At 70.8% G+C, this 26,255-nt stretch carries 21 protein-coding genes; 11 read left to right on the top strand and 10 right to left on the bottom strand.

What is annotated here, in order from left to right:
* The first annotated feature begins 55 nt into the window (after positions 1–55).
* Both ACZ7M2_RS00735 and ACZ7M2_RS00730 read left to right on the top strand, forming a co-directional pair.
* The gene (locus tag ACZ7M2_RS00735; RefSeq protein WP_471593598.1) at positions 56–715 is read left to right on the top strand and encodes an ArsR/SmtB family transcription factor; all 660 of its coding nucleotides are present in this window, start codon (positions 56–58) and stop codon (positions 713–715) included.
* A gap of 20 nt (positions 716–735) precedes the next feature.
* Positions 736–1,470 carry an SRPBCC family protein gene (locus ACZ7M2_RS00730; protein WP_471593597.1) on the top strand — a complete coding sequence of 245 codons (735 nt, stop codon included), beginning with the start codon at positions 736–738 and terminating at the stop codon, positions 1,468–1,470.
* A gap of 91 nt (positions 1,471–1,561) precedes the next feature.
* On the opposite strand, the gene ACZ7M2_RS00725 is transcribed toward ACZ7M2_RS00730, so the two are convergent.
* A complete protein-coding gene (locus ACZ7M2_RS00725) occupies positions 1,562–3,388 on the bottom strand; it encodes an endonuclease/exonuclease/phosphatase family protein (RefSeq protein ID WP_471593596.1) in 1,827 nt (608 codons plus the stop codon).
* A 900-nt stretch (positions 3,389–4,288) separates the two neighbouring features.
* On the opposite strand from ACZ7M2_RS00725, the gene ACZ7M2_RS00720 reads away from it, so the two are divergent.
* The 5 genes from ACZ7M2_RS00720 (at position 4,289) to ACZ7M2_RS00700 (ending at position 11,828) form a co-directional block, all read left to right on the top strand.
* The gene (locus ACZ7M2_RS00720) at positions 4,289–5,713 is read left to right on the top strand and encodes a hypothetical protein (RefSeq protein ID WP_471593595.1); all 1,425 of its coding nucleotides are present in this window, start codon (positions 4,289–4,291) and stop codon (positions 5,711–5,713) included.
* Between the two features lie 806 nt (positions 5,714–6,519).
* A complete protein-coding gene (locus ACZ7M2_RS00715; RefSeq protein WP_403693004.1) occupies positions 6,520–7,971 on the top strand; it encodes an alkaline phosphatase PhoX in 1,452 nt (483 codons plus the stop codon).
* A gap of 508 nt (positions 7,972–8,479) precedes the next feature.
* On the top strand, positions 8,480–10,063 hold the full coding sequence (locus tag ACZ7M2_RS00710) for a TROVE domain-containing protein (RefSeq protein WP_471593594.1): 1,584 nt from the start codon (positions 8,480–8,482) through the stop codon (positions 10,061–10,063).
* Between the two features lie 84 nt (positions 10,064–10,147).
* Entirely contained in the window at positions 10,148–10,798 is a 651-nt protein-coding gene (locus ACZ7M2_RS00705; RefSeq protein WP_060902177.1) for a GntR family transcriptional regulator, read from the top strand.
* A 13-nt stretch (positions 10,799–10,811) separates the two neighbouring features.
* Positions 10,812–11,828, top strand: coding sequence for a 1-aminocyclopropane-1-carboxylate deaminase (locus ACZ7M2_RS00700; protein WP_471593593.1), 1,017 nt, complete (start codon positions 10,812–10,814; stop codon positions 11,826–11,828).
* A gap of 13 nt (positions 11,829–11,841) precedes the next feature.
* On the opposite strand, the gene ACZ7M2_RS00695 is transcribed toward ACZ7M2_RS00700, so the two are convergent.
* A complete protein-coding gene (locus tag ACZ7M2_RS00695) occupies positions 11,842–13,293 on the bottom strand; it encodes an MFS transporter (protein ID WP_471593592.1) in 1,452 nt (483 codons plus the stop codon).
* A 137-nt stretch (positions 13,294–13,430) separates the two neighbouring features.
* Here ACZ7M2_RS00695 and ACZ7M2_RS00690 point away from each other — a divergent pair, with 137 nt between their 5' ends.
* A complete protein-coding gene (locus tag ACZ7M2_RS00690; RefSeq protein WP_075026204.1) occupies positions 13,431–13,997 on the top strand; it encodes a TetR/AcrR family transcriptional regulator in 567 nt (188 codons plus the stop codon).
* Positions 13,998–14,181: 184 nt separating this feature from the next.
* On the opposite strand, the gene ACZ7M2_RS00685 is transcribed toward ACZ7M2_RS00690, so the two are convergent.
* The 7 genes from ACZ7M2_RS00685 to ACZ7M2_RS00655 all read right to left on the bottom strand — a co-directional run bounded on the left by ACZ7M2_RS00685 (position 14,182) and on the right by ACZ7M2_RS00655 (position 21,653).
* Positions 14,182–15,393, bottom strand: a complete 1,212-nt coding sequence (locus tag ACZ7M2_RS00685) for a TerD family protein (RefSeq protein ID WP_352048615.1) — start codon at positions 15,391–15,393, stop codon at positions 14,182–14,184.
* Positions 15,394–15,496: 103 nt separating this feature from the next.
* On the bottom strand, positions 15,497–16,486 hold the full coding sequence (locus ACZ7M2_RS00680) for a zinc-dependent alcohol dehydrogenase family protein (RefSeq protein WP_352048548.1): 990 nt from the start codon (positions 16,484–16,486) through the stop codon (positions 15,497–15,499).
* Positions 16,483–17,334, bottom strand: coding sequence for a carbohydrate ABC transporter permease (locus tag ACZ7M2_RS00675; protein ID WP_067364318.1), 852 nt, complete (start codon positions 17,332–17,334; stop codon positions 16,483–16,485). Before ACZ7M2_RS00675 ends, ACZ7M2_RS00680 begins: the two co-directional genes overlap by 4 nt.
* Complete coding sequence (locus ACZ7M2_RS00670) at positions 17,331–18,269, bottom strand: carbohydrate ABC transporter permease (RefSeq protein WP_471593591.1); 939 nt, start codon at positions 18,267–18,269, stop codon at positions 17,331–17,333. The genes ACZ7M2_RS00675 and ACZ7M2_RS00670 overlap by 4 nt, the downstream gene beginning before the upstream one ends.
* Positions 18,266–19,633, bottom strand: a complete 1,368-nt coding sequence (locus tag ACZ7M2_RS00665) for an ABC transporter substrate-binding protein (RefSeq protein WP_471593590.1) — start codon at positions 19,631–19,633, stop codon at positions 18,266–18,268. The genes ACZ7M2_RS00670 and ACZ7M2_RS00665 overlap by 4 nt, the downstream gene beginning before the upstream one ends.
* Positions 19,634–19,711: 78 nt before the next feature.
* Positions 19,712–20,473: a DeoR/GlpR family DNA-binding transcription regulator gene (locus tag ACZ7M2_RS00660; protein WP_471593589.1), complete on the bottom strand. Its 762-nt coding sequence runs from the start codon at positions 20,471–20,473 to the stop codon at positions 19,712–19,714.
* Positions 20,474–20,828: 355 nt separating this feature from the next.
* On the bottom strand, positions 20,829–21,653 hold the full coding sequence (locus ACZ7M2_RS00655; RefSeq protein WP_352048545.1) for an NAD-dependent epimerase/dehydratase family protein: 825 nt from the start codon (positions 21,651–21,653) through the stop codon (positions 20,829–20,831).
* A gap of 253 nt (positions 21,654–21,906) precedes the next feature.
* Between ACZ7M2_RS00655 and ACZ7M2_RS00650 the strand changes: the two genes are divergently transcribed.
* Together ACZ7M2_RS00650 and ACZ7M2_RS00645 are read left to right on the top strand one after the other, a co-directional pair.
* Entirely contained in the window at positions 21,907–22,905 is a 999-nt protein-coding gene (locus tag ACZ7M2_RS00650; protein WP_471593588.1) for a 5-dehydro-4-deoxyglucarate dehydratase, read from the top strand.
* Positions 22,902–24,074: a hypothetical protein gene (locus ACZ7M2_RS00645; RefSeq protein WP_471593587.1), complete on the top strand. Its 1,173-nt coding sequence runs from the start codon at positions 22,902–22,904 to the stop codon at positions 24,072–24,074. The genes ACZ7M2_RS00650 and ACZ7M2_RS00645 overlap by 4 nt, the downstream gene beginning before the upstream one ends.
* A gap of 17 nt (positions 24,075–24,091) precedes the next feature.
* Here the strand turns inward: ACZ7M2_RS00645 and ACZ7M2_RS00640 are convergent, their stop codons facing one another.
* Entirely contained in the window at positions 24,092–25,282 is a 1,191-nt protein-coding gene (locus ACZ7M2_RS00640; protein WP_471593586.1) for an MFS transporter, read from the bottom strand.
* 180 nt (positions 25,283–25,462) lie between these two features.
* On the opposite strand from ACZ7M2_RS00640, the gene ACZ7M2_RS00635 reads away from it, so the two are divergent.
* The gene (locus ACZ7M2_RS00635) at positions 25,463–26,062 is read left to right on the top strand and encodes a TIGR03086 family metal-binding protein (protein WP_471593585.1); all 600 of its coding nucleotides are present in this window, start codon (positions 25,463–25,465) and stop codon (positions 26,060–26,062) included.
* Positions 26,063–26,255: the final 193 nt, after the last annotated feature.

Here is a 26,255-nt window from a genome sequence, read left to right as displayed (position 1 = left end):
CTCCGACGACTTGACTCGTCTGGACAAAAAAAGTTTTCGGTGAGACGGTGGAGTCATGTTGGACGTGACCGTGATCGAGGACGCCGAGGCAGCCGCCGTCTCGCTTGACCCCATACGGGCCCGGCTGCTGGCCGAGCTGGCCGCCGGGCCGGCGTCGGCCGCCATGCTGGCCGGAAAGGTCGGACTGCCGCGGCAGAAGGTGAACTACCACCTGAAGGCGCTGGAGCGGCACGGCCTGGTCGAGCTCGCGGGCGAGCGCCGCAAGGGCAATGTCACCGAGCGGCTGATGCGCGCGGCGGCGGCGTCGTACGTCATCTCGCCGCTCGCCCTCGCCGCCGTGCAGCCTGACCCGGACCGCTTCCGGGACCAGCTCTCGGCCCGCTGGCTGCTCGCCGTCGGTGCCCGGCTGGTCCGGGACGTGGGGGCGCTGATCACCGGCGCGGCGAAGGCCCGCAAGCGGCTCGCCACCTACGCGCTCGACGGTGAGGTGACCTTCGCCTCCGCCGCCGACCGGGCCGCGTTCATCGAGGAGCTGACGCAAGGGGTCGGCGCGCTCATCCGCAAGTACCACGACGGGAACGCGGAGGGCGGGCGCGACCACCGGATCGTCGTCGCCGTCCACCCGACGCTCAAGCCGGAAGCCATCGCCAAGCCGGAAGTCACCGCCGAGCCGGAAGCCATCGCGGTGGACTCGACCCCGCCCGGCCAGGACTGAACCACAGGAGAACCATCACCATGTCCAAGGAATTCGAGATCGCCCGCGAGTTCGAGGTCGACGCCACCCCGGAGCAGATGTGGGAGGCGATCACCACCGGTACCGGCGGCTGGCTGTGGCCGATGGAGTTCGAGCCGCGCCAGGGCGGGAGCGGGCCCTTCGGCTCCACGCTCACCAACTGGGACCCGCCGCACCGCCTCACCAGCCTGGTCGAGAACGTCGAGGGCATCACCCAGCAGACCCTCAACCAGATCGACGAGACCATCGAGCCGCGCGACGACGGCCGAGGGTCATGGATGCGGTACGTGCACAGCGGAATCTTCGTCGAGGACTGGGACAACCAGTACGACGGCGCGAGCAAGCACACGGACTTCTACCTGCACACCCTGCGCGAGTACGTGACGCACTTCGCGGGGCGCCCGGTCGCCTTCGCCACCTTCGACGGGCCCGGCGCGTCCACGGCGTCCGACGCCTTCGCCGTCGTCGGGCGGGCGCTCGGCCTCGCGGACGACACGGCCGAGGGTGCGCGGGTGCAGGCACGGGGACCCGAGGGGCAGCTCCTCGACGCCGTGGTCGACTACCGCAACCCGTACTTCATCGGGCTGCGCACCGACAGCGCCCTCATCCGCTTCTTCGGGCGCAATCACTGGGGCGCCCCGGTCGGCATGAGCGTCCACGACTTCGCGTCCGACGCCGACGCCAAGCACAACGAGACGGCCTGGAAGGGCTGGCTGAACGAGACGTTCGCCGCCTGACCTCGGGCAAGGGAAGAGCCCGGCCCCCCGGACGACGGGGCCGGGCTCTTCCCTTTTCGGGGCTGTGGCCTCATCCACAGCCCCTGCAGACCTACGGCCGGAACCGCAGTACCTGCGGGTCGTGGTCGCTGATCTGGTCGGAGAACTCCGAGTTGATGTGCACGCTGTCGTAGTCGAAGTCGCAGCCCCCGCGAATCGACGGGCTGACCAGGATCTGGTCCAGGACCTGCTGGTTGCCCTGGTAGTCGTACGTGTAACGCTCGCTCTTCGGCAGCGACTTGATCGCCGACCAGAGCTCGCCGTCACCCTCGAGGATCTTGGTGGTGTCCGAGAACTCGAAGTCGTTCATGTCGCCGAGGGCGAGCACGTCGGCGTTCTTCTGCGCCTTGAGGATCTCGTTGACGAAGGAGTTCACCGCCGTCGCCTGCAGATGACGCTGGGTCTCCGAGCTGCGGGCCGGGGGCTGGTACTGCGCGGTCAGCCCCTGATCACCGCCCTTGGAGTTGAGGTGGTTGGCGATCACGAAGACCGTCTTGCCACGGAAGACGAACTCGCCGGCCAGCGGCTTGCGGCTGGAAGTCCAGGCCGTGTTGGCCGGGTCGATGCGGCCGGGGGAGGCCGTCAGCTGGGCCTTGCCGTGCACCTTGGTGACACCGACGGCGGTCGTCGAGTCGCCGCCCGCGCGGTCCGTGAAGGAGACCCGCTCCGGGTTGAAGAGGAAGACCTGGCGGATGTTGCCGCCGGGCTCGCCACCGTCCTTGTCGTTGACCGGGTCTATGGAGCGCCAGTCGTACTTCGGGCCGCCCGCCGCGACGATCGCGTCGATCAGCTTGTTCACCGTCTGGTCGGCGGCCACCGTGCCGTCGTCCGTCGCGCCGTTGTTGTCCTGGATCTCCTCCAGGGACACGATGTCGGGCGACTGGAGGTTGTTCACGATCGCGGCCGCGTGGGCGGCGAACGTGCCGTCGCCCGGGTCCAGGTTCTCGACGTTGTACGTCGCCACGGCCAGCTCGCTCCGCGACTGCTTGCGGGTCGTCTCGCGCTTCAGGTCACCCTTCTCCAGGGTGCCCAACTGGCTCGCGACGAGCGTGTAGCCGCCGAACTGGTTGTAGTCGAGCGGGCCCGCGGTGGTGCCGGCGAGCTTGTCGCCGACGTTCGCGACGGGGAAGTCGGCGGTCGAGCCGAGGGACTGGATCTGCAGGCGTCCGGTGTTCTGCGAGGTGTACGCGCCGTAGATCGTGCCGCCGCGGCGGGTGACGTTCTCGTGCGGCTTCACCGTGACCCACAGCTCGCTGTACGGGTCGGTGGCGGTGACCACGCGGGTGTCGGCGACCTGGACGTTCATGCCCTCGAGGGACTCGTAGTAGTCCAGGGCGTACTTGGTCGGCTCCAGGGTGAGCGCGTTGATCGAGCCGCTCGCGGCCGTGTCACCGGCCGGGGTGTAGGCGGCCGGCACGGAACGGCTGTTGATGACCGTGGGCGCGGGGACCGCGTTGCCGGACGACACCACCGTGATCGTCGGCTTGGTGATCTCCGTCAGCGACTGGTTGCCGGAGGAGGCGCCGCCGGGCACGTACTCCGAGACGGTGCCCGTGACGGTGACCGAGTCGCCGACGGCGACCTTCGGGGTGGAGCTGGTGAAGACGAAGACGCCCTCACTCGTGGCCGGGTTGTTGTCCGGGGTCGGGTCCTGGATCCAGAAACCCCGGGACGAACCGTAGGTCCGCAGGGCCGTGACGATGCCCGCCACGTCCGTGACCTTCTGGCCCGCGTAGGGGGACGTCCGGGTGGTGCCCTGGATGTCGTGGATGTGGACGGTGTCCGCGTGGGCGGGTGCGGTCAGCACCACGGCGGAGACGGTGGAACAGACCGCGGCTACGGTCAGCGCGCCGATGCGCGCGGTTCTCTTGCTCGGCAAGGGAATCCCTCCGGGGACTTACATGAGCGCCGGGACGAGGGTGGAACGTGTGGGGTAGCGCGACCTGTGTGCGGGTCGGTGACGCGCGTAGAAGCTGGTGAGACGGGTGCCCCTCTGAACTTCTACGCGCGTCAATCTCGTGTGTGGGAAGGGGAGTTGTCAAGGATGGAGTGATGTACAACTCCTGACAGGGACATGAACCGGGCGGCATGGGTGGAAATCCGTCTAGGCTGAGCCGTCGACGCGGCTTTCCGGTGCGGCGTCCGGATCCTCGGGTCCGGGGGCGGTCCACGGGCGCGCCGGATGTCCTGCGGGGCGATGTCCTTACGGGCTCGGTGGGCGTTCTGCGGGGTTCCGGTGGGCGTCCTGCCGGGTCGGGTGGATGCGCAGCTGGGCCCTGGTGGGCGTCCTGCCCGGGCCGGGTGGATGTGTCGCCGGGCTCGGTTGACGTATTTCCGGGGCAGGCGGGTGTGCTGTCGGCCCTGGTGGGCGTCCTGCCGGGGCTGGGGGCATGCGTTGCCCGGCCCTGGTGGGTGTGCTGCCGGAGCCGGGGGTGTGCCGCCGGGGTGTGGTGGTGATCTGCTGGTTCCGGGGAGTGCGCCGCCGGGGCGCGGTGGTGTGCCGCCGGACCCGGAGGGTGTGCCGCCGGAACCGGGGTGCGTCGGCGGGGCGCGGTGGTGATCCGTCGGATCCGGAGGGTGTGATGCCGGGTCCGGTGGGTGGTCTTCCGGACCCCGGTGGGTGTCACGCTTGTTCCGCTCGTCATGCTTGTTCTGCTTGTACTGCGTTTCCTGCTTGTCATGCTTGGTCGGTCCCGCCGGTCGGGTCGCCCGGTTCCGCTCGTTCGGGCCGTTCGATCCCGCTGTTCGGGTCCTGATTGTTCGGAGGAGAACCCAGCCGATGTCAGAGAGCTCCCCCTTGCCGCCGGTGCGGCTGACTTCCGAAGCGGAGCTGGCGCGGGACGCGCTCGCCACACCGCTGCTCTCCCGTGCCGCACGGCTGGCCCGCTGGGCCGGCCCGGACACGCGGGTCGGCGCCGGGGGCGAACTCGTCGAGGAACAGCTTCCCGGGGCGGCCGACGCGCTCGGGCTCACCGGCGACGACGCGGCGGCGACGGCCAGCGAGGCCTGGCGGGTGGCCGTCGACACCGGGCTCGTCGAGATCGTGGACGAGGAGGAGGGCGCGGTCGCCGCGGGCGCGGACCTCGCGCTGCTCACCTCCGGAGCGCCGCGGGACGTCCTCGGGGTGTGGCTCACCGCGCTGGAGACCGTACTGGCCGACGCGAGCGTGCCCGACCTCGACGACCTCGTCGACGCGGTGGATGGCGGCGGGGAGATCGACTTCTCCACGCTGGACTGGGACCCCGAGGCCGAGGCCGAGTTCCTGGACGGAGTGCTCGGCAATCTGTACCTGCTGACCGTGAGCGAGGGCGGGGCCGGCGAAAGCCCCGTACCGCTGCCGGCCCTCGCCGCGTCCATGATCGTGCCGGACGACATGGGGGAGCCCACCAACGACGTACTGGAGCAGGTGTCGGACGCGATGATGCGGCTCGACGACCAGTTCCGGCTGCTCGAACCCGTCGGCCTCGTCGACTTCCAGCCGGTCGACGAGACCCTGATGGCGGACACCGACGAGGAGTCCCCGGCCGCCGACGACGCCGACGTGTCGCGGTACGGGATGGTACGGCTGACACCCCTCGGTCTGTACGGGCTGCGGGCGCGGCTGCTGGAGTCCGGCCTCACCGCCCCCGCGGTGGGCGACCTGGCGGACAAGGGCGCGGACGCGCTGCTGGACGGCACCGCCGCCTTCCCGCCGACCGCCGCCCGGGCCGAGACCGAGCAGTGGCTGGCCCGGCGTGAACCCCTGCCCGCCGCAAGGGAGTTGCTCGCCGCGGCGCGCGGTGGCGACGGCGGGGCGCCGCTGCGCAGGCTGCACTGTCAGCAGGCGCTCTCGCTCGTCGGCCTGGAGGCCGAGCCCGCGCTGCGCGAGGTCCTCGACGACGCCGAACTGGGCGGACTCGCCCGGGTCTGGCTCTCCGAACACGGTGCCGCCGACGTGCCCCCGCCGTCCGAGGCGATGATCTTCTGGCTCACCATCGACACGATCGCCGCGCAGCTCGCCGCCGAGGGCAACTCCGCCGAGCTGCAGGGGCTGGTCGAGGGCCTCGCCCAGCAGCACGGTGGCTTCTTCGCCGCGGCCTGGCGCGTCGACCACCCGGCCACCCCGGACGTCCTGGAGGCGATGGGCCGCCTCCACCCCGACAAGAAGGTCGCCAAGGAGGCCCGCAAGGCCGCGTTCAAGGCACGTTCGCAACAAGGGGGTTGAGCGGGCCGGAACCGGGCGCGGGGGGCTCCCTTGCCCCCGGCCCCGAGGGGGCGCCCGTTCCTCGGCCCCGGCGGGGGTCCGTTCCTCGGCCCCGGTGGGGGTCCGTTCCTTGGCCCCGGTGGGGGCTTCGCCCGTTCCCCGGCCTCGGGGGGCTTCGCCCGATCCCCGACCCCGGGAGGGGTGCTTCCCTGGCCGCGTTGGGGTTTCGCCTGTTCCCCGGCCCCGAGGGGCGTTCGTTCCCCAGCCCCGGTAGGGGGGCCCGTTCCTTGGCCCCGATGGGGCTTCGCCCATTCCCAGCCCTGGGAGGAGCGCTTCCCCAGCCCTGGGAGGAGCGCTTCCCCAGCCCCGGGGGGAGCGCTTCCCCAGCCCCGGGGGGAGCGCTTCCCTAGCCCCGGGAGGAGTACGGCCCCCCGGCCGCGGCGGGCTTCGCCTATTCCTCGGCCTCGGGAGGGGCGCCCGATCCCCAGCCCCGAGCGGGCGCTCGTACCCCAGTCCCGGTAGGGGGCCCGTTCCCCGCCCCCCGGGGAGGGCTTCCCCCGGCCTCGGAAGGGGTGCCCGTTCCCCGGCCCACGGCGGGGCTGCCCCCGGCCTCGGGAGGGGCGCACGTTACCGGTTCCGGAGGGCTCCGTCGGTTGCCCGGTTCGGAGGGCTTTTGGTTTCTGTGGGCGGGGCCTTACGGATTCATGGAACCGAGTGCGGTGAAGTCGCCCGGTGTTCAACCGGCGTTCAGGCGTGGGCGGGACGGTGTGGCCGCAATGCCCTCGGCCACCCTCCACGGTCATCCTCCACCGTCACGGGAGACACCCATGTCGCTCACCCGCAGGGACTTCGCCGGTCGATCCGCGCTGACCGGCGCCGGTATCGTCCTGGCCGGCAGTGTCGGCGCCCTCGCCACCGCTCCGAACGCCCTCGCGTCCACCGACACCGAGAGCTTGGGGGAGGACGGCAAGCCGACGGACCGGCACGGCGGTGTCGGCTACGGACCGCTGGTCCCCGACCCGAAGGGCCTGCTCGCGCTGCCCGCCGGATTCTCCTACCGCGTCATCACCTACAGCGGCCGTACCAAGCTGGACTCGGGTGAGTTCACGCCGTCCAACCACGACGGCACCTCCACCTTCGACGGGCCGCGCGGCGCCACCCTCCTCGTCAACAACCACGAGCTCAAGGGCCCCCGCGCCAGTTGGAAGTACCCCGTGCCGCTCACCGAGGGCCTGGTCTACGACCCGGCCGCGTCCGGCGGCTGCACGGTCGTCGAGGTGCGCCACGACAAGGTCGCCGAATGGGTCGGCGTCGCGGGCACCTCCACCAACTGCGCGGGCGGCAACACCCCTTGGGGCACCTGGCTCACCTGCGAGGAGACCGAGGACAAGGCCGGCCAGAACGGCATGACCAAGGACCACGGCTACGTCTTCGAGGTCGACCCCGTCGACCGCCGCCGCAACCGGAACCCCAAGCCGATCAAGGCACTCGGCCGGTACGCCCACGAGGCCGTCGTCGTCGACCCCAAGCGCGGCCGCCTCTACCTCACCGAGGACGCCTCGGGCCCCAACGGCCTCCTCTACCGCTGGACGCCCCCGCAGGGCTTCGAGCACGGCCACGGACAGCTCGCCACCCTCGCCGACGACGCCGGCGCCCTCCAGGCCTTCAAGTGCTTCGACTCCGGCGGCCGGTTCATCGACGACCTCTCCCGCGCCACCAAGATCGGCACGGTGTACGGCGTGGACTGGGTCGACGTCCCGGACCGTGACGCGAAGACCGTCTCCGTCCGCAAGCAGTTCACCGACGGCCAGGTCACCCGCGCCCGCAAGCTCGAAGGCATGTGGTGGGGCGACGGCGGCACGTACATCGTCTCCTCGTACGCCCGCGAGGAGAGCCCCGTCCAGCACGACGGCGCCGTCTGGTTCTACGACCCCAAGCGCCGCACCCTGACCCTCAAGGTCCTGCTCGGCGTGAACCCCGACCCGTCCAAGGACGGCGCCTTCGACGGCCCCGACAACATCACCGTCTCCCCCTACGGCGGCCTCGTCATCGCCGAGGACGGCGAGGGCGTCCAGCACCTCTTCGGCGCCACCGACAGCGGCCGTACCTACCCGATCGCCCGCAACGAACTGAACATCGGCACCGAAGCCGAGCCGGCCTACAGCGAGTTCACCGGCGTCACCTTCTCGCCCGACGGCAGGACCCTCTTCGCCAACATCCAGGAGCCCGGCATCATGCTCGCCATCACCGGCCCCTGGAAGCGCCAGAAGCGCGGGTAGTTAATTCAATGGCTCGAACCGCGGCCGCCCTCCTAAAGTGGTGCACGTCCAGGTGCGAAGGCAGGACCTACTTCCACTGATAATGGGGCGGCCGCGGGTTCGAGTCCCGCCACCGGTACAACGCGCCGGTGTAGCTCAGGGGTTAGAGCACCTACGTCGGTTCCGCCGGCCTTGAACTCTGGACACCACAACTTCATGCACCTCCCGGTGCGCGGGCTGCGGCTACTTCTCTCTCAAAGAATCCACGCCGCCGCCGACTTGATCTCGGGAGGCGCAGCTCATGGTGGGTGCCCGGTGCGCAGGCAACGGTTACTTCATTGGATCGGACGGTTGCGGGTTCAAGTCCCGTCATCGACTTCGGGTCGGTGTAGCTCAATTGGGTAGAGCATCTGGCTAAGTCCGTCGCCGACCTCTGAACTCGGGCCCCCTCCATTTGCTGTGCCTCCCTCCGAAACACGACTTCACCGTCGAAGGACGAAGTCGTAGAACGAATTCGGGGGAATTCATCATGTCGCGATTCAACACCAAGGCGGCCAAGGCGCAGCCCACTTCCCGTGTGACGTCGACCGGCCGTGTGCTGCGCACGCACCAGGGCGGCCGCGGCCAGGAGCGCGACGCGCGCTCCGAGCTCTTCCTGCTGGCCATCGCCAACTTCGTGTCGCAGAACACCTTCTACGAGTCCGGCGAGGCCCGCGACGACCGGTTCGCCGCGCTCGTGCGCGAGCTCGCCGTCGCCGACCCCTCGTGGACGGCCGCCCTGCTGGGCTGGCTGCGCGGCGAGGGCAACCTGCGGACGGCCTCGCTCGTGGGCGCCGCCGAGTACGTGAAGGCACGCCTCGACGCGGGCGCCACCGACGGCCCGGCCAACCGCCAGGTCATCGCCTCCGTGCTGCGCCGCCCGGACGAGCCCGGCGAGTTGCTCGCCTACTGGACCTCCCGGTACGGCCGCAACGTGCCCAAGCCCGTCAAGCGGGGCATCGCCGACGCCGTACGGCGGCTCTACGGCGAGAAGTCGCTGCTGAAGTACGACACGGCGGCCAAGGGCTACCGTTTCGGCGACATCCTCAACCTGGTGCACGCGGCGCCCGATCCGGCGAAGCCGTGGCAGGGCGACCTGTTCCAGTACGCCCTCGACCGGCGGCACCACCCGGACACGGCCGTGGTGCCCAAGTCGCTGCCCGTCGTGGTGGCCCACCGCGACCTGATGGCGCTGCGGCCCGCCAAGCGGCGCAAGGTCGTGACCGGCGCGCACGGTGCGCGGCGCCTCGCCGAGGCGGGGATGACCTGGGAGGCGCTGGCCGGCTGGCTCCAGGGCCCGATGGACAAGGAGGCCTGGGAGGCCGTCATTCCGTCCATGGGCGCGATGGCGCTCGTACGCAACCTGCGGAACTTCGACGAGGCGGGAGTGAGCGACGAGGTGGCGGCTCAGGTCGCCGTCAGGATCAGCGACCCGGCGGAGGTGGCACGCTCGCGGCAGTTCCCCTTCCGCTACCTCGCCGCGTACCAGCACGCGCCCTCGCTGCGCTGGTCGTACCCGCTGGAGCAGGCGCTCGGCCACTCGCTGGCCAACGTGCCGGCGCTGCCCGGACGCACGCTCGTGCTCGTCGACCGGTCCGGCTCGATGTTCTACTCGCGACTGTCGGAGCGCTCGGAGCTCAACCGGGCCGACGCGGCGGCGATCTTCGGAACGGCGCTCGCGCTGCGGGCGGCGGACGCGGATCTCGTCGAGTTCGGCACCAGCAGCAAGCGCGTGAAGTTCAAGAGGGGCGAGTCGGTGCTGAAGGTGCTGGAGCGCTTCGGCGACCTCGGCGGCACCAACACGAGCGAGGCGGTGCGCGCGCACTACAGGAAGCACGACCGGGTGCTCATCGTCACCGATGAGCAGGCCACCTACAGCCATTACGGCGACCCGACCGAGCAGGTCCCGGCGCACGTCCCGGTCTACACCTGGAACCTGGCCGGCTACCGGGCGGGCCACGGCCCCTCCGGGAAGGCCAACCGGCACACCTTCGGGGGCCTCTCCGACGCGGCTTTCCGGATGGTCCCCCTGCTGGAGTCGGCGCGGGACGCCGACTGGCCGTGGGCCGGATAGCCGATCGCGCGTGAGTGCGGCCCGTACTTCGGTACGGGCCGCACTCTTGTGCGGAACGGAAACTGATATCTAACATTTCAGTTCATGGAGGCGATACGACCCGTGCGCCGGACCCTGCTGAGGGACCGTGCGTACGAAGCGATACGGGACGCCATCGTGGCCGGTGAGCTCGCACCGGGCGCGGTGGTGCGCGACGCCGGGCTCGCCGAGTTGCTCGGGCTGTCGCGGGCGCCGGTGCGCGAGGCCTTCTCCCGGCTGGTCGACGAGGGGCTGCTGGAGTCCAAGCCGCAGAGCTACACGCGGGTGACCCCTCTGGTGGCCGCTGATGTACGGGACGCGGCGGCCGTGGTCGGCGCCATGCACGAGCTGGCCGCGCGCACGGCGGTGCCCCGGCTCGAAGCGCCGCACATCGAGGTGATGCGCGAGGCCAACGTGCGCTTCGCGGACGCTGTGCGCGCCGGTGACGTGGACGCCGCTTTGACGGCCGACGACGCGTTGCACGACGTACTGGTACGGGTGAGCGGCAATCGTGCCGCCGCTGCCACCGTCGCCCGCTACACCCCGCTGATCCGCCGTCTGGAACGGCGCCGCTTCGGCGAGGGCGGCAACTGCCGTTCGGCGGGCCTGCACGACGAGCTGATAGACGCCTGTGCCGAACGGGACGTGGCCGCCGCCGTCCGCGTCACCGCGGAGATCTGGGGCGCGCTCGAAGACCTGGCCGATGTCGAACCCTGATGCGGGAGGACCCATGTCCCTTTCCTCGTACGAGCGTTACCCCCTGCTCTTCGGGCCCTCGCCCGTGCATCCGCTGGAGCGCCTGACCGATCACCTCGGCGGTGCCTCTCTGTGGGCCAAGCGGGAGGACTGCAACTCCGGTGTCGCCTACGGCGGGAACAAGACCCGCAAGCTGGAGTACCTCGTCGCCGACGCACTCGCCCAGGGCTGCGACACCCTCGTCTCGATCGGTGGCGTGCAGTCCAACCACACCCGCCAGGTCGCGGCCGTCGCCGCCCGCGCCGGGCTCAAGTGCGTGCTCGTACAGGAGAGTTGGGTGGAGTGGCCCGACTCCGTCTACGACAAGGTCGGCAACATCCTCATCAGCCGCCTCGCCGGAGCCGACGTACGGCTCGTGCGGGCCGGGTTCGGGATCGGTTTCAAAGAGAGCTGGGAGCAGGCGCTGCGGGATGTCGAGGAGGGCGGCGGCAAGCCGTATGCCATTCCGGCGGGGGCGTCGGACCATCCACTGGGAGGCCTGGGGTTCGCCGGGTGGGCCTATGAAGTGGCCGAGCAGGAGGCGGAGTTGGACGTCTTCTTCGACACCGTCGTGGTCTGCTCGGTGACCGGGTCGACCCAGGCGGGCATGGTCGCCGGGTTCGCGGCGCTGGAGGAGGCGGGCGGGCGGCCGCGGCGCGTCCTCGGGATCGACGCGTCGGCGGCGCCCGCCCGCACCCGGGAGCAGATCGCGCGGATCGCACACGGCACCGGGCAGCTCATCGGCGTACAGAAGGAGTTGACGGAGGCGGACGTCGAGCTGGACGAGCGGTACCACGCGGGCACGTACGGGATTCCGGACGAGGCCACGCTGGAGGCGATGCGGCTCGCGGCGCGCACCGAGGGGATGGTCACCGACCCCGTCTACGAGGGCAAGTCGATGGCCGGGATGGTGGATCTGGTGGCGCGGGGGGAGATCGGGCGGGAGTCCACCGTGCTCTATGCCCACCTGGGTGGACAGCCGGCGCTGAACGCGTACAGCGCGTTGTTCTAGGTGGTGGGTTTTTTCAGGTGGTGTGCTTCGGCCTGGTGTCGGTGATCACGAACGCCGACACCAGCAGGGCGGTCAGCGCGATCAGCGAGCCGATGCCGAACGCGCGGGCCGCACCCTCGGTGAGGATGTCGGACGGGGAGCCGTGCGCGTGCCGGGCCGCCGTGCCGAAGACCGTGACCAGGATGGAGAGGCCGAGGGTGCCGCCGAGCCACTGCAGGGTCTGCAGCAGGCCGGAGGCGGCGCCCGCCTCCCGTGGCTCGATGCCCGCGAGGATCGTCGCGTTGAGCGGCATGAAACTCAGGCCGACGCCCACGCCCATCAGCACCAGCGGGCCGAACAGGCCGGTGAGGTAGCCGTCGTCGGGTCGCAGCCGCCACAGCCACGCGGCCGCGACGACGAGCAGGGCCATGCCGGTGAGCAGCACCGGTTTGGCGCCGAGCCGCGCGAGCAGCCGGGGCACGAAGCGTACGACCGTGAACATCGCCAGGGTCATGGGCAGGAAGGCGAATCCCGCGCGGAGCGGGCTGTACCCCAGGACCTGCTGGCAGATCAGGGTGAGGAAGTAGAACGCGCCGAACATGCCCGCGGGCAGCAGCAGTACGCCCGCGTAGCCGCCCGCGCGGTTGCGGTTCGCGAACAGGCGCAGCGGCATGATCGGCTGGTCCGCGCGGGACTCGATCAACGTGAAGCCCACCAGCAGCGCCGCCGCCGAACTGAAGCCCAGCAGTGCCTGGGTGTCGGACCAGCCCTCCTCCGAGACGCGGATGAACGCGTACACCAGCGAAGTCATTCCGGCCGTGCCGGCGAGTGCCCCCGCCGCGTCGAACCGGCCCGCGTGGCGCGGGGTCTCGGTGACGAAGCGGGGCAGGGCGACGGCGACCGCGATGCCGATCGGCACGTTGATCAGCAGGGCCCAGCGCCAGGACGCCCAGGAGGTGAGCATGCCGCCGAGGACGAGGCCGATGGAGGCGCCGATGCCCGCCATCGACGCGTAGATGCCCAGGGCGTGGTGGCGGCGCGGGCCGTCGGGGAAGTTCGTGGTGATCAGCGCGAGGGTGCTGGGCGCGGTGAGGGCGGCGCCGACGCCCTGGAGGGCGCGGGCGGTGAGCAGCCAGGCGCTTTCGGTGGCGAGACCGCCGAGCAGGGAGGATCCGGCGAAGAGCAGGACGCCGATGGTCAGGGTGCGGCGGCGGCCCGCGATGTCGCCGACCCGGCCGCCGAGGAGGAGCAGGCCGCCGAAGGCGAGGGTGTACGCGTTGAGCACCCAGGACAGGCCGGTCGGGCTGAAGCGCAGGCCCTTCTGGATGTCGGGCAGTGCGACATTGACGACCGTGGAGTCGACGCCGACCATCAGGTAGGCGGTGACGATGACGAACAGGACGGCGCCGAGCCTGGCGGGTTGGGGTGGTGCGGAGAGAGCGTCGGTGGTGGTGGGTGGTGCGGACGGGGTAGACGAGGTGGACACGGTGTTCTCCCGGTCTGGCGTCCCCGGACGAAGGTGCGTACGGGCAGCACGGACTGCCCGCGAAATAAGCGGGGACTGTCTCCGTTTAACCCTCGCTAAGATACGGAGGGGGTCCCCGGTTCGCAAGGAGTATCTGAATGACGCAGGTCAAGCCCATGCGCGCGGACGCTCGGCGCAACTACGAGCGGTTGCTGAAGGTGGCGGCCGAGGCGTTCGCCGAGCACGGGGAAGGCGCGTCGCTCGACGACATCGCCAAGCGGGCGGGCGTCGGGTCCGGCACGCTGTACCGGCACTTCCCGACGCGGCAGGCGCTGCTGGAGGCGGCGTACGTCGACCGGATCGAGGCGCTCGGGGCGCGAGCCGACGAGATCGCGAAGGAGCTGCCCCCGGGCGAGGCGCTGGCGGAGTGGCTCTACGAGCTGTGCGTCGGCACGATCCAGGTACGAGGAATGAAAGCTCTGCTGGGCTCGGCCGTCACGGACGGCAGCAGGGCCGCGCTCACGGCCTGCGGCACCTCCATGAAGGGGGCGGCGCAGCGGCTGGTCGAGGCGGCGCAGCGGGAGGGGACCCTCCGTCAGGACATCGAGCCGATCGAGGTGCTACGGCTGGCCCACGGGGTTGCCACGGCCTCGGAGCTGGCGAACGGCCAGGGCAAGCAGATCCGCCGGTATCTCTCCCTGCTGACGGACGGGCTGCGGCCGTAGCGGCGGGTTCTTCGGCCGTGCGCTGTCCGCCGGTGGGTGGGTCGGGGCCGTGCGGGTGCGTCCAGCCCGTCGCCGCCGGATCAGACGTTGGGCTTTGGGCGCACCGGCACGGCCCCTCAGGTGTGTGGGCGGCCGCGGGTGTGGGGGACTCGCGCCCCGGTGACGGGCGCGGGGGGCCGCGAGGTCAGAGGGACTGGGCCGCGGGCTTCACCATGCCGCGGACCGTGCGGGACTTCACGAAGTCGCCCATCGCCGTCATCTCCCATTCGCCGGAGAACTGCTTGATCATCTTGGCCATCATCACGCCGGTCTGGGCCTCGGCGTTGGTGAGGTCGAAGCGGACCAGTTCCTCGCCGGTGGCGGCGTCGAGCAGGCGGCAGTACGCCTTGGCGACCTCGGTGAACTTCTGGCCGGAGAAGGAGTTGACCGTGAAGACCAGGCCGGTGACGTCCTGGGGGAGGCGGCCGAGGTCGACCACGATCACCTCGTCGTCACCGCCGCCCTCGCCCGTGAGGTTGTCGCCGGAGTGCTTGATCGCGCCGTTGATGATGGACAGCTTGCCGAAGTAGCAGCTGTCGATGTGGTTGCGCTGCGGGCCGTACGCAATGACCGAGGCGTCCAGGTCGATGTCCTTGCCGCGGTACGCCGGCTCCCAGCCGAGGCCCATCTTGACCTGGGAGAGCAGCGGGCGGCCGCCCTTGACCAGAGAGACGGTCTGGTTCTTCTGGAGGCTGACGCGGCCCTTGTCGAGGTTGATCTTCCCGGCACCGATCGGCGGTGCGGCGGGCGGGGCCGGGGGCGCGGCGGGCGGTGCGGGAGTCACCGCGACCGGCGGGGCCGGAGGTGCCACCGGGGCCTGCACGGGCGGGGCGGGCGCGGCGACGGGGGCGGGCGCCGGGGCCGGTTCCTCCACCGAGACGCCGAAGTCCGTGGCGATGCCCGCGAGGCCGTTCGCGTACCCCTGGCCGACCGCGCGGGCCTTCCAGGCGCCGTTGCGGAGGTAGATCTCCACGACCACCAGTGCCGTCTCGGTGCCGAGCTGCGGGGGCGTGAACGAGCCCAGGACGCTGTTGTCGTCCGCGTTGCGGATCGTGGCCGTCGGTTCGATGCCCTGGAAGGTCTGGCCCGCGGCGTCCGGGCTCGCGGTCACCACGATCTTCTCGATGCCGGGCGGGACGGCGCCGGTGTCGACGGTGATCGCGTCGGGGGCCGCACCGCCGCCCGAGCGGTACGTCACGCCCGGTCCCGTCGGCTGGTTGTAGAAGATGAAGTCGTCGTCGGAGCGCACCTTGCCGTCGGCGGTGAGCAGCAGGCCCGATACGTCGAGCCGCACGGGGGCGGCGACGTCCACCGTCACGCGCGCGGCGGAGAGAGGGATGTTCGAGCCGGGGGTCATAGCTGTCATGACTCGTGAACGAGCGAGACCATTTTGCCGTTCCCTTACCAAGCGGCCAATTGGCCCAGTGCGGAAATCCCCGGCCCGGAACCCCTCCCGTGGACTACGGAACCACCACGATCTTCCTGCCGACCCCGGCCGCGAACTGCTCCAGCGCCTGCGGATACCGTTCCAGCTCGATCCGGTCGCTGATGAAGATCTCCGGGTCGAGCACGCCGGTCGCGAACAGCTCCGCCGCCCGCTCGAAGCTGTGCAACACCGCCATCGAACCGGTGATGGTGATCTCCTGGTTGTAGATGCGGTACGGGTCGATCGTCACGCGGGTGGCGTAGTCGGCGACCCCGAACTGGAGGAACGTGCCCGCCTTGGCCACCCGGTCCAGGCCGTCCTGGATGGCCGCCGCGTTGCCGGTCGCGTCGATGACCACGTCCCAGCCCTGGGGGCGGTCCAGCTCGTCGGCGTTCGCCGCCGACCCCGAGACGCCGAGCGTGCGTGCCGTCTCCAGTCGGGCCGCGTTCAGGTCCACCACGTCCACGCTCGCCGCACCGGTGCGCTTGGCGAGCTCCAGCATCATCAGGCCCATCGTCCCGGAGCCGTAGATCAGGACATGGGAGCCGAGACGGGAGCGCAGGACGTCGTAGCCGCGTACCGCGCAGGAGAGCGGTTCGACGAGGGCGGCGTCCTGGGTGCGGATGTGATCCGGGAGTTTGACGCAGTTGGCGACGGGGGCGGTCGCGTACTGGGCGGCACCCCCGGCGGTCGTCACACCGATCGCGGCCCAGCGCTCGCAGAGGTTGTTGTGGCCCGTACGGCAGTAGCGGCACTCGTAGCAGTAGAGGGAGGGGTCCACCGCCACGCGGTCGCCGATCGAGAGCTCCGTGACCTGGGCGCCGACCCCGACCACCTCGCCGGCGAACTCGTGCCCGGGCACGATCGGCAGCTTCGGCGCGAACTCACCCTGGAGGATGTGCAGGTCCGTGCCGCACAGGCCGCAGGCGGCCACCTCGACGACAACCTCGCGGGGACCCGGCGTCGGGTCCGGGACCTCGGTGACGACGGCGCGGCCCACGGACTCGATGACGGCGGCCTTCATTTGACGGCTCCCAAGGACAGACCCTGGACCAGTTTGTCCTGGGCGGCGAACCCCGCGGCGAGCACCGGCAGGGAGATGACGAGCGACGCGGCGCACACCTTGGCCAGGAACAGGCCCTGGCTGGTGATGAAGCCGGTCAGGAAGACGGGGGCCGTCTCGGCGACCACACCGGTCAGCACGCGGGCGAACAGCAGTTCGTTCCAGCTGAAGATGAAGCAGATCAGGGCCGTGGCCGCGATGCCGGGGAGGGCTATGGGGGCTACGACCCGGGCCAGGATCGTCGGCAGTTTCGCGCCGTCGATCTGGGCCGCCTCGATCACCGCCACCGGTACCTCGGCGAGGAACGACTGCATCATCCACACCGCGATCGGCAGGTTCATGGAGGTGTAGAGGATGACGAGGAGCCAGATGTTGTCCAGCATTCCGGTGTTCTTCGCGAAGAGGTAGATCGGGAGGAGGCCCGCCACCACCGGCAGCATCTTCGTCGACAGGAAGAAGAACAGGACGTCCGTCCACTTCTTCACCGGGCGGATGGAGAGTGCGTACGCCGCCGGGAAGGCCAGCAGGAGGACGCAGAGGGTGGAGACCACCGAGGCCACCGTCGAGTTGAGCAGCGCGGGCCAGGGGCTCGCGCCGCCGCCCGTGCCGAAGAAGTCCCGGTAACCGTCGAGGGTGAGGGCGGCTCCGAAGGACGGCGGGTTGGTCGCCGCGTCCGACTCGGAGTGGAACGACGTGAGGGCCATCCAGGCGATGGGCAGGAAGAACAGCACACCGAGCAGCCAGGCCAGCAGGCCCAGGCCCGTTCCCCGGGCACGCCGGGGTCGTACGCGGATCGTGGTGGCGCTCATGCGCGGGACACCTCCTCGCGGAACAGGGACGAGACCACGCGCAGTGCGAAGGTCGCGATGATGATCGAACCGATGACGACCAGGACGCCCGCGGCGGAGGCGAGGCCGTTCTCGTGGGCCTGGTAGAAGCTCTGGTAGACGGTGTAGGGGAGGTTCGCCGTCCCCAGGCCGCCGGACGTGAGGGTGAAGACCGCGTCGAAGTTCTGGACGATGTAGATCGAGCCCAGCAGGGCGCCCAGTTCGAGGTAGCGGCGCAGGTGGGGGAGGGTGAGGTGGCGGAAGACCTGCCAGTCGCTCGCGCCGTCCACCCGGGCGGCCTCGATCTGCTGGTGGTCGCGGCTCTGCAGGCCGGCCAGGAGGATCAGCATCATGAACGGCGTCCACTGCCAGACCAGGGAGGCCTCGACCGCCAGCAACGGGGTGTTGGAGATCCAGTCCGGCTGGGGGCCGCCCACGTAGTGCAGCAGTCCGTTGAGCAGGCCGTACTCCGGGTTGTACAGCACGTGCTTCCAGAGCAGGGCCGCGGCCACCGGGACCACCAGGAAGGGGGCGATGAGGAGCGTTCTGACGATGCCACGGCCGCGGAACCTGCGGTCCAGGAGCAGGGCCAGCCCCAGGCCGATGACCAGGCTTGCGACGACCACGGCCGCCGTCAGAAGGATCGTCGTCCAGACGGAGTGACGCAGGTCGGGGTCGGTCAGGACGTCCGAGTAGTTGGAGAGGCCGGTGAAGTGGCGGGCCTTGGGGTAGAGCGCGTTCCAGTCGAAGAAGGAGATCACCAGCGTGGCCACGAAGGGGAGCTGGGTCACGGCGACCATGAAGATCAGGGCGGGGAGCAGCGGGGCGCGGGTGGCCCAGGCGCGCAGCCGGTTGGACGGCTTTCCCAGGGTGCGTACGGGAGTGGCGGCCACGGGGGCCGTTGTCGTGGCGGTCATCGTCCCTCGTACTCCTTGGAGATCTTCTCGGCGAGTTTCTGGGACTTCTTCAGGGCCGAGTCGACGGACTGGCGTCCGGCGATGGCCGCGCTGATCTCCTGCGAGACCTTGGTGCCGAGGTCGGTGAATTCGGGGATGCCGACGAACTGGATGCCGGGCGCGGGGCGCGGCTGCACGCCCGGGTCACGCGGCCGGGCGCCCTCGATGGCCTCGCGGGTCATCTCCTGGAAGGCGGCGGCCTCCTTGGTGTACGCGGCGTTCGTGTAGGTGGAGGCGCGCTTGCCGGCCGGCACGTTGGACCAGCCGATCGTGTCCCCGACCAGCTGCTCGTACTGCTTGCTCGAGGCCCAGGAGATGAACTTCCAGGCCTTGTCGGAGTTGTGGGAGGCCTTCTGCAGACCCCAGGCCCAGGTGTAGAGCCAGCCGGAGGACCTGGTCTTCTCGACGGGCGCGGGTACGTAGCCGATCTTGCCCTTGACCGGGGAGTCGGACGCCTCCAGGGAGCCCGCCGCGGAGGTGGCGTCGTACCACATGGCGGTCTTGCCCTGGGTCATGTTGTTGAGGCACTCGGCGAAGCCGGACTGGGCGGCGCCGGACTCGCCGTGCCCCCGTACGAGGTCCACGTAGAACTTCGTCGCCTTCTCGAACTCGGGGGAGTCGAGACGGGCCTTCCAGTCCTTGTCGAACCAGGTGCCGCCGAAGGTGTTCACGACGGTGGTGAGGGGCGCCATGAGCTCGCCCCAGCCGGGCAGGCCGCGCAGACAGATGCCCTTCATGCCGGACTGGGCGCCGTCGGCCTCGGCGGCCAGCTGTCCCACCTGCTCCCAGGTCGGGTGGTCGGGCATCGTCAGGCCCTTCTGGGCGAAGACGTCCTTGCGGTACATCAGGAAGGACGACTCACCGTAGAACGGCTGCCCGTAGAGCTTGCCGTCGGCGGCCGTCAGGGACTGCCGCATGGGGGCGAGGATGTCCTGCTCGTCGTAGCCGCTGTCCTGGCGTACGTAGGAGTCCATGTCGTGCAACCAGCCGTTGCGGGCGTAGATCGGTATCTCGTAGTTGGAGAGCGTGGCGACGTCGTACTGGCCGGCCTGGTTGGCGAAGTCCTGGCTGATCTTGTCGCGGACGTCGTTCTCCGGCAACACGGTGAAGTTCACCTTGATGCCGGTCTCCTTGGTGAAGTGCGCCTTGGTGAGCTTCTGCAGTTCCACCATCTGAGGGTTGTTGACCATCAGGACGTTGATGGAGTCGCCGCCCGACCCCGACCCGCCCGCTCCGACCCAACAGCCGGAGAGCAGCGGGGCGAGCAGCGTCCCTGCGGCGACCGCGGCGAGTGCGCGCGGCCTCCGTCGGCTCTGGGTTCGCATGGATCGCTCCTGGACGTATAGGGAGATAAAGGGCGTTCTTGGGTGTGACTGTGCCCTTGTAGTGGGTGAGTTGGGTTTTCAGACTCGGATGACCTGGGGGCCTTGCAAGGAGTACCGGTGTGCCTCCGACGTCGGAAGCAGGGTGCTTGTGACGATTGCTTCCAGCGCGGTGATCTCTGCGAAGCGGCAGAAGCTGACCGCCCCGAACTTGGTGTGCACGCCCGCGAAGACCGTGCGCCGGGAGGCCCTGATCGCCTGGGCCTTGACCTCGCTGACCGCCGGGTCGGGGGTGGTGAGGCCGTGTTCGCGGGAGATGCCGTTGGCGCCGATGTACGCCAGGTCGATGACGAAGCCGGCGAGCATCCTCGTCGTCCAGTGGTCAACGGTCGCGAGTGTGCCGGGGCGGACCCGGCCGCCGAGCAGCAGGACGCTGGTGTGGTCGGCTTCGGCGAGCGCGCCCGCCGTGGCCAGGGAGGCGGTGACCACGGTCAGTGGCCGGTCCTTGGGGAGTGCCTCGGCGATGAGCTGCGGGGTGAACCCCTCGTCGATGAACACGGTCTCGGCGTCCCCGAGCAGCTCGGCCGCGGCGCTCGCGATCCGGCGCTTCTCGGGTACGTGGCTGGTGGCGCGGAAGGCGAGCGTCGTCTCGAACCCGGCGCTCTCCACGGGATAGGCGCCGCCGTGGGTGCGGCGGACCAGGCCGTGGTCCTCCAGGGCGCGCAGGTCGCGCCGTACGGTCTCCTTGGCGACGCCCAGTTCGGCGGCGAGCGCGGTGACGTCGACCGCGCCGGTACGGCGTGCGGCCCTGACGATCTCCCGCTGGCGTTCTTCCGCGGTCATGGCCGACACCTGCTCCCTGCGTCCTGTGCGTACTGCCCGTTCGGGCCCGGTGTGGGCCTTGGGGGAAGTTCTACAGCGGGTGCGCGGCACTGACCAGGCCTGTTGCGTGACCGATGGTGCCCGGCTGTGACCGTTTGGCGGGGCGGGCGCCCGTGCCGGACCTGGGGCGCAGCGGTGGGCGGGGTGGGATCGGGCAGGGTTCGTGCCCGAACACGGCGGCGGGCGGGCCCGTTCGGTGCCCGCCCGCCCTCTCGCGCCTTTGCCGCAGGGTCGTCTTCCGGCCGCCCGGTCGTCGCTATGGCCGCCGTCCGGTCGTCGATACGGCCGTTTGGTCGTCAGTCCGGTCGGCTGGTCGTCAGTACGGCCAGATCGGCGGATGCGTCGTGAAGTGGCCGCCCAGGTGCGCGTGGTCCGGGTTGGCCGGGTCGAGCTCGCCCTGTTCGGCGACGAGCTTCTCGGCGTACGGCTCGGAGTCGTCGCGCGGCTCGTAGCCCAGCGCCCGGGCGGTCGAGAGGTCCCACCACAGCCGGGTGTTGGCGGAGGAGCCGTAGACGACCGTGTGTCCTACGTCCTCGGCGGTCAGCGCCGCGTGGAAGAGACGGGCGCCGTCCTCGGGGCTCATCCAGACGGAGAGCATGCGCACGCTGGTGGGCTCCGCGAAGCAGGAGCCGATGCGGACCGAGACCGTCTCCAGGCCGTGCTTGTCCCAGTAGAACTGCGCCAGGTCCTCGCCGAAGGACTTGGAGAGCCCGTAGAAGGTGTCCGGGCGGTGCGGGGTGTCGATCGGGATCAGGGCACTGTCGTCGAAGGGGGCCTCGCCCCGGGGGCGCGGGGTGAAGCCGACGGCGTGGTTGGAGGAGGCGAAGACGATGCGTCGTACGCCCTCTTCGCGCGCCGCCTCGTACAGGTTGTACGTCCCCTCGATGTTCGCCTTGAGGATCTTGTCGAAGGAGGCTTCCAGGGAGATGCCCGCGAGGTGGATGATCGCGTCGACGCCCCGCACGGCCTCGCGCAGGGCAGCCTTGTCCGCGAGGTCCGCGGTGAGCGCGTCCGGCTCGCCCTCGACGGGCAGCAGGTCGAGGAGGCGCAGCTCGTAGCCGTAGTCCGGCAGCAGCCCCCGCATCAGGGTGCCGAGTCCGCCGGCGGCGCCGGTGAGCAGAACGGTGCGGGGAGCGGGCATGCGGGTTTCTCCTCACGGCCACGTGAGTGGCCGTATTCGTGTACGGCATTCACATCCATGGACACGCTAAGGAGCCCCGACCTGCTGCGTCAAGTGTCGCGCGGAGGTGGCGAATCCGCTGCTGTGTCGCGGGTTTGCGCGCTTGACCGGCCCCAAGGTCGCGCTTTAGCGTGGTGGCGTTCAGAAATATGGACATGGATCAGAAACATGCACCCGCTGTTGTGTGCGTGAGCACCTGCCCCAGGGAGAGTCCGTGACGTCAGCCCCCCTTGCCGCTCGGCTCAGCGTCCCCAGCGGGCCGCTGTTCTTCCCCGTCACGGCGTACGGCCCCGACGGTGCCCTCGATCTCGACACCTACCGCGCGCACGTGCGGCGCGGCGTCGAGGCGGGTGCCGCCGCCGTCTTCGCCTGCTGCGGCACCGGGGAGTTCCACGCGCTCACGCCCGAGGAGTTCCAGGACTGCGTGCGGGCGGCCGTGGAGGAGACGGCCGGGCGGGTTCCGGTCGTCGCGGGCGCCGGGTACGGGACCGCGCTCGCCGTACGGTTCGCACGCCTCGCCGAGGAGGCCGGGGCCGACGGGCTGCTCGCGATGCCGCCGTATCTGGTGGTGGCGGGGCAGGAGGGGCTCCTGCGGCACTACCGGGAACTCGCCGCCGCCACCTCGCTGGACATCGTGGTCTACCAGCGCGACAACGCCGTGTTCACGCCCGAGACCGTGGTCGAACTCGCCCGCACCGAAGGGATCATCGGCTTCAAGGACGGGGTGGGCGACCTCGACCTGATGCAGCGGATCGTGAGCGCCGTGCGCAGCGAGGTCCCCGGTGACTTCCTGTACTTCAACGGGCTGCCGACCGCCGAGCTGACGGGGCTCGCGTACCGGGGCATCGGCATCACGCTGTACTCGTCGGCGGTCTTCTGCTTCGCACCCGAGATCGCCCTGGCGTTCCACGCGGCGTTCACCTCGGGCGACGACGAGACGGCGAACCGGCTGCTGGACGGCTTCTACCGCCCCTTCGTCGACCTGCGGGCCCACGGCCGCGGATACGCGGTCTCCCTGGTCAAGGCGGGGGTGCGGCTGCGGGGGCTGGACGTGGGTGAGGTACGGCCGCCGCTGCACGAGCCGGCCGAGGACCATGTGAAGCAGCTCGCGCAGCTGATCGAGCGGGGGTACGCGCTGCTGGAGCCGATCGAGGGGCCTGAGGGAGTGCTTGCGGGACCCGAGGGAGAAGGACGGCCGGGGGAGGGCGAGTGAAGGCGTCCGCTTTCGTCTATCCGTGGGACGTCGTCGGGGATCCGGGGGCGGCCGAGCGCATCGCCGGGCTCGGGGTGCGGCAGGCGACGCTCGCCTCCGCGTACCACTCCACGCGCGCGCTGACCCCCCGCCACCCCCGGCACCGGATCGTGACGGCAGCGCACGCCGCCGTCCTGTTCCCCGTCGACGACGCACGGTGGGAGGGCCGCGCGCTGCGGCCGTACGCCGCCGGGGAGTGGGCGCCCGGGGACGCGTACGGGGAGGCGGCCGGCGCGCTCGCGGCGGCCGGCCTTGACGTCCACACCTGGGTGGTCCTCGCGCACAACTCCCGGATGGGTGCCGAGCATCCGTCCACCTCCGTCGTCAACGCCTACGGGGACCGCTATGCCTGGGCGCCGTGCATCGCGCAGGCCGACACACGGGCGTACCTCGTCGACCTCGCGGTGGAGGCGGCGGTGCGGCCCGGGGCGCTGGGTACGGAGCTGGAGTCGCTCGGCTGGTACGGCCTCACGCATCTGCACGCGCACGACAAGATCGGCGGGGTGGGACTCGGGGACGCCGGCCAGTACCTGATGTCGCTGTGCTTCTGCGCGGCCTGCCGGGCGGGGTACGGGGGATACGGGCTCGACCCGGACGGCCTGGCGTCGGCCGTCCGGGAGGCGTTGGAGCCGGTGTGGCGGGGGGACGTGCCGTCGGAGGGCGGCTGGCCGGTGGTCGAGAAGCTGCTCGGGGGTGAGACGGCGGCCGCCACGCGCGTGTGGCGTGAGGGCGTGGCCCGTTCGCTCCAGGAGACGGTGGTCGCGGCGGTGCGGGCGGCGGCGCCGGCCGGCTTCCAGGTGTTGCTGCACGCCGATCCCGTGTCATACCACTGTGGGGCGAACGCCGGGGTCGATCCCGGGCACATTCTGTCCGTGGCGGACGGGGTGGTGGTGCCGTGCACGGGTGGGGTGGGCCCGCTGACGCCGTTCGCGCAACAGGGGCGGGACGCGGCCGTACTGGCCGCCAACTTCACGGTCGTGTCGGGGATGGGAGGCAGTCCGGGCACCTTGGCGGACGACGCGGCGCGGGCGGCTTCGGCGGGCGCGACCGAACTGCGGCTGTATCACGCGGGGTTGGCTTCGGACGGGGATCTGGATGCCGTGCGGGCGGTGTTGACGGGGTCGGCCTGAGTCCGGATCCCGGGGCCCTATGAGCCTCGGGTCGTCCGGCGTCGGAGGAGCGGGGGCAGGGTGAGCAGGCGGGTCAGCCCGAGGGTGAGGAGCAGGGGCCGGTAGTCGACCAGTTCGATCAGGCCCGCGCCGACGGCCAGCCCGAGCGCATTCGGGGCGTACATCAGGGTGTTCGCGGTGGCGGAGGCGCGGCCGAGGAGCGGGGCCGGAGTCTCGCGCTGGACGGCCGTGTACGCGGCGATCAGGACGCAGGGGAGGCCGAAGCCGATGGCCGCGCCGCAGACCAGGGCCACCGCGTCGGACGGGACCGCGCGGAGCGCTACCGCGACCGCCGTGAGCGCGATGCCGTACGCGGCGAAGCGGCGCTCGCCCAGTCGGCGCAGCAGGGGACCCGAGACCAGGCCGATCAGCACCGAGCCGACGCCCTGGGCGACGTAGAGGAGGCCGACGTACGCGGGGGAGTGGCCGAGCCCCTCGGCGACGGCGTAGACCGTGGCGCCGTTGAGGCCCGCGAAGAGCATGGTCGTGGCCGCGGCCAGGATCAGTGGCCGGAGTTCCGGGTGATGCCGGATGTGGCGGATGCCCGCGGCGATCCGGGCCCGCCAGGCCGAGGAATCCGGGACCGGCGGTGCCTCGCGGACCCGCAGCAGTGCGTACAGCCCGGCCGCGAGGGCGAACGTCACGGCGTCCAGGACGGCCACCCTCGCACCGCCGTACACCGCGTACAGGCCCGCCCCGGTCGGCGGGGCCAGGATTTTCATGCCCTCGCCCGCCGTCATGCGCAGGCCGTTGAAGTCGCCGAGGAGGTGCCTGTCGACGGCCGTGGCCACGAGCGCCGACTCCGCCGCGTCATGGACGACGCCCGCCGCCCCGTAGATCAAAAGCACGGTGAAGAGGATCCACAGGCGGTCCCGGGTGGTCACGGCGAACAGCGTCGGCAGGAGTGCGGCCAGGGCCAGGTTCACGGCGATCAGGAGCGGCCTGCGGCGGGTGCGGTCCGCGAGCACGCCGAGGACCGGGCCGACGAGCGTGGGGGCCCAGAGGGCGAACACGCACAGAGCCGCCAGACCGTTCGAGCCCGTCAGGTCCTTGACCCAGATACCTGACACCAGCCACATCGCCGACGAGCCGAAGCCCGAGACCACCACTCCGGTCAGGTACAACCCCGCGTTGCGGTCGCCCAGAACACGCGTCACCGTCCATGTCATGGCAGGTGATCGTGGTGCTAAGGGGGGCGGTCGAGCATTGGGCACCCGACCTATCTCCTCGGCCGGGGAGCGATGAGTTGCGCGCGTGGTTCCGGTCTGCCTGAGGAACGAAGTCACAACAGACGAGCCGTAGAGCTCAAGGGCCGAAGAGCTCAAGGCCGAAGAGCTGGGGAGCAGTGGATGACGGACAACCGGACTTTCGACACCTTCGACCTCGGGCCGCAGGCCCTGATCGTGGCGCGCCTCGTGGCGGAGATGACGCAGGAGCAGCTCGACCGCGATACTCCCTGTCCCGGGCTCGCGGTGCACCACATGCTCGGGCATCTGGGCGGACTGGCCGTCGCCTTCCGTGACGCCGGGCGCAAGGACCTGGGCGTCACGACCGACACCAACCCCGGTTCCGTGGTGCCGGACATCGGGCCCGACTGGCGCGAGACCCTGCCGAAGGCGCTCGACGAGCTCGCCGAGGCCTGGCGCGACCCGGCCGCGTGGACCGGCGAGACCCGTGCGGGCGGGGTGACGCTGCCGGGTGCGGTCGCCGGGGCCGTGGCCGCCGACGAGCTGGTGGTGCACGGCTGGGATCTGGCCCGGGCCACCGGCCACGAGTACGAGCCCGACGAGGTCGCGCTGCGGGCGGCGTACGGCTTCCTCGCCGCCGCGGCCGAGAACTCCGGTCCGGGCGAGGGCGTGTTCGGCCCCGTGGTGCCGGTGCCCGACGATGCGCCCCTCCTCGACCGCGTGATCGGCCTCAGCGGCCGCGACCCCGGCTGGAAGCCGTAGCCCGGCCTCGCCGGCGGCCACGGGTCCCGCCGAAGCGGGCTGCCGGAACGTGGATGTTCGGCACCTTCGCCGAGTTGCAGAGGCATACGGGTTTCTGAAGCGCCGTGTGCGATCTGATCGGGCACGACATCGAGGCGTACGGCCCACGGGCCGAGTACGCACGGGCCGCCGGCCAAGTGTGAGGGGAGAGTTC

Source organism: Streptomyces sp. NPDC111507 (assembly GCF_055638955.1).
Note: the sequence above shows the minus strand (reverse complement) of the source record. Positions and strands in the feature narration are given on the sequence as shown.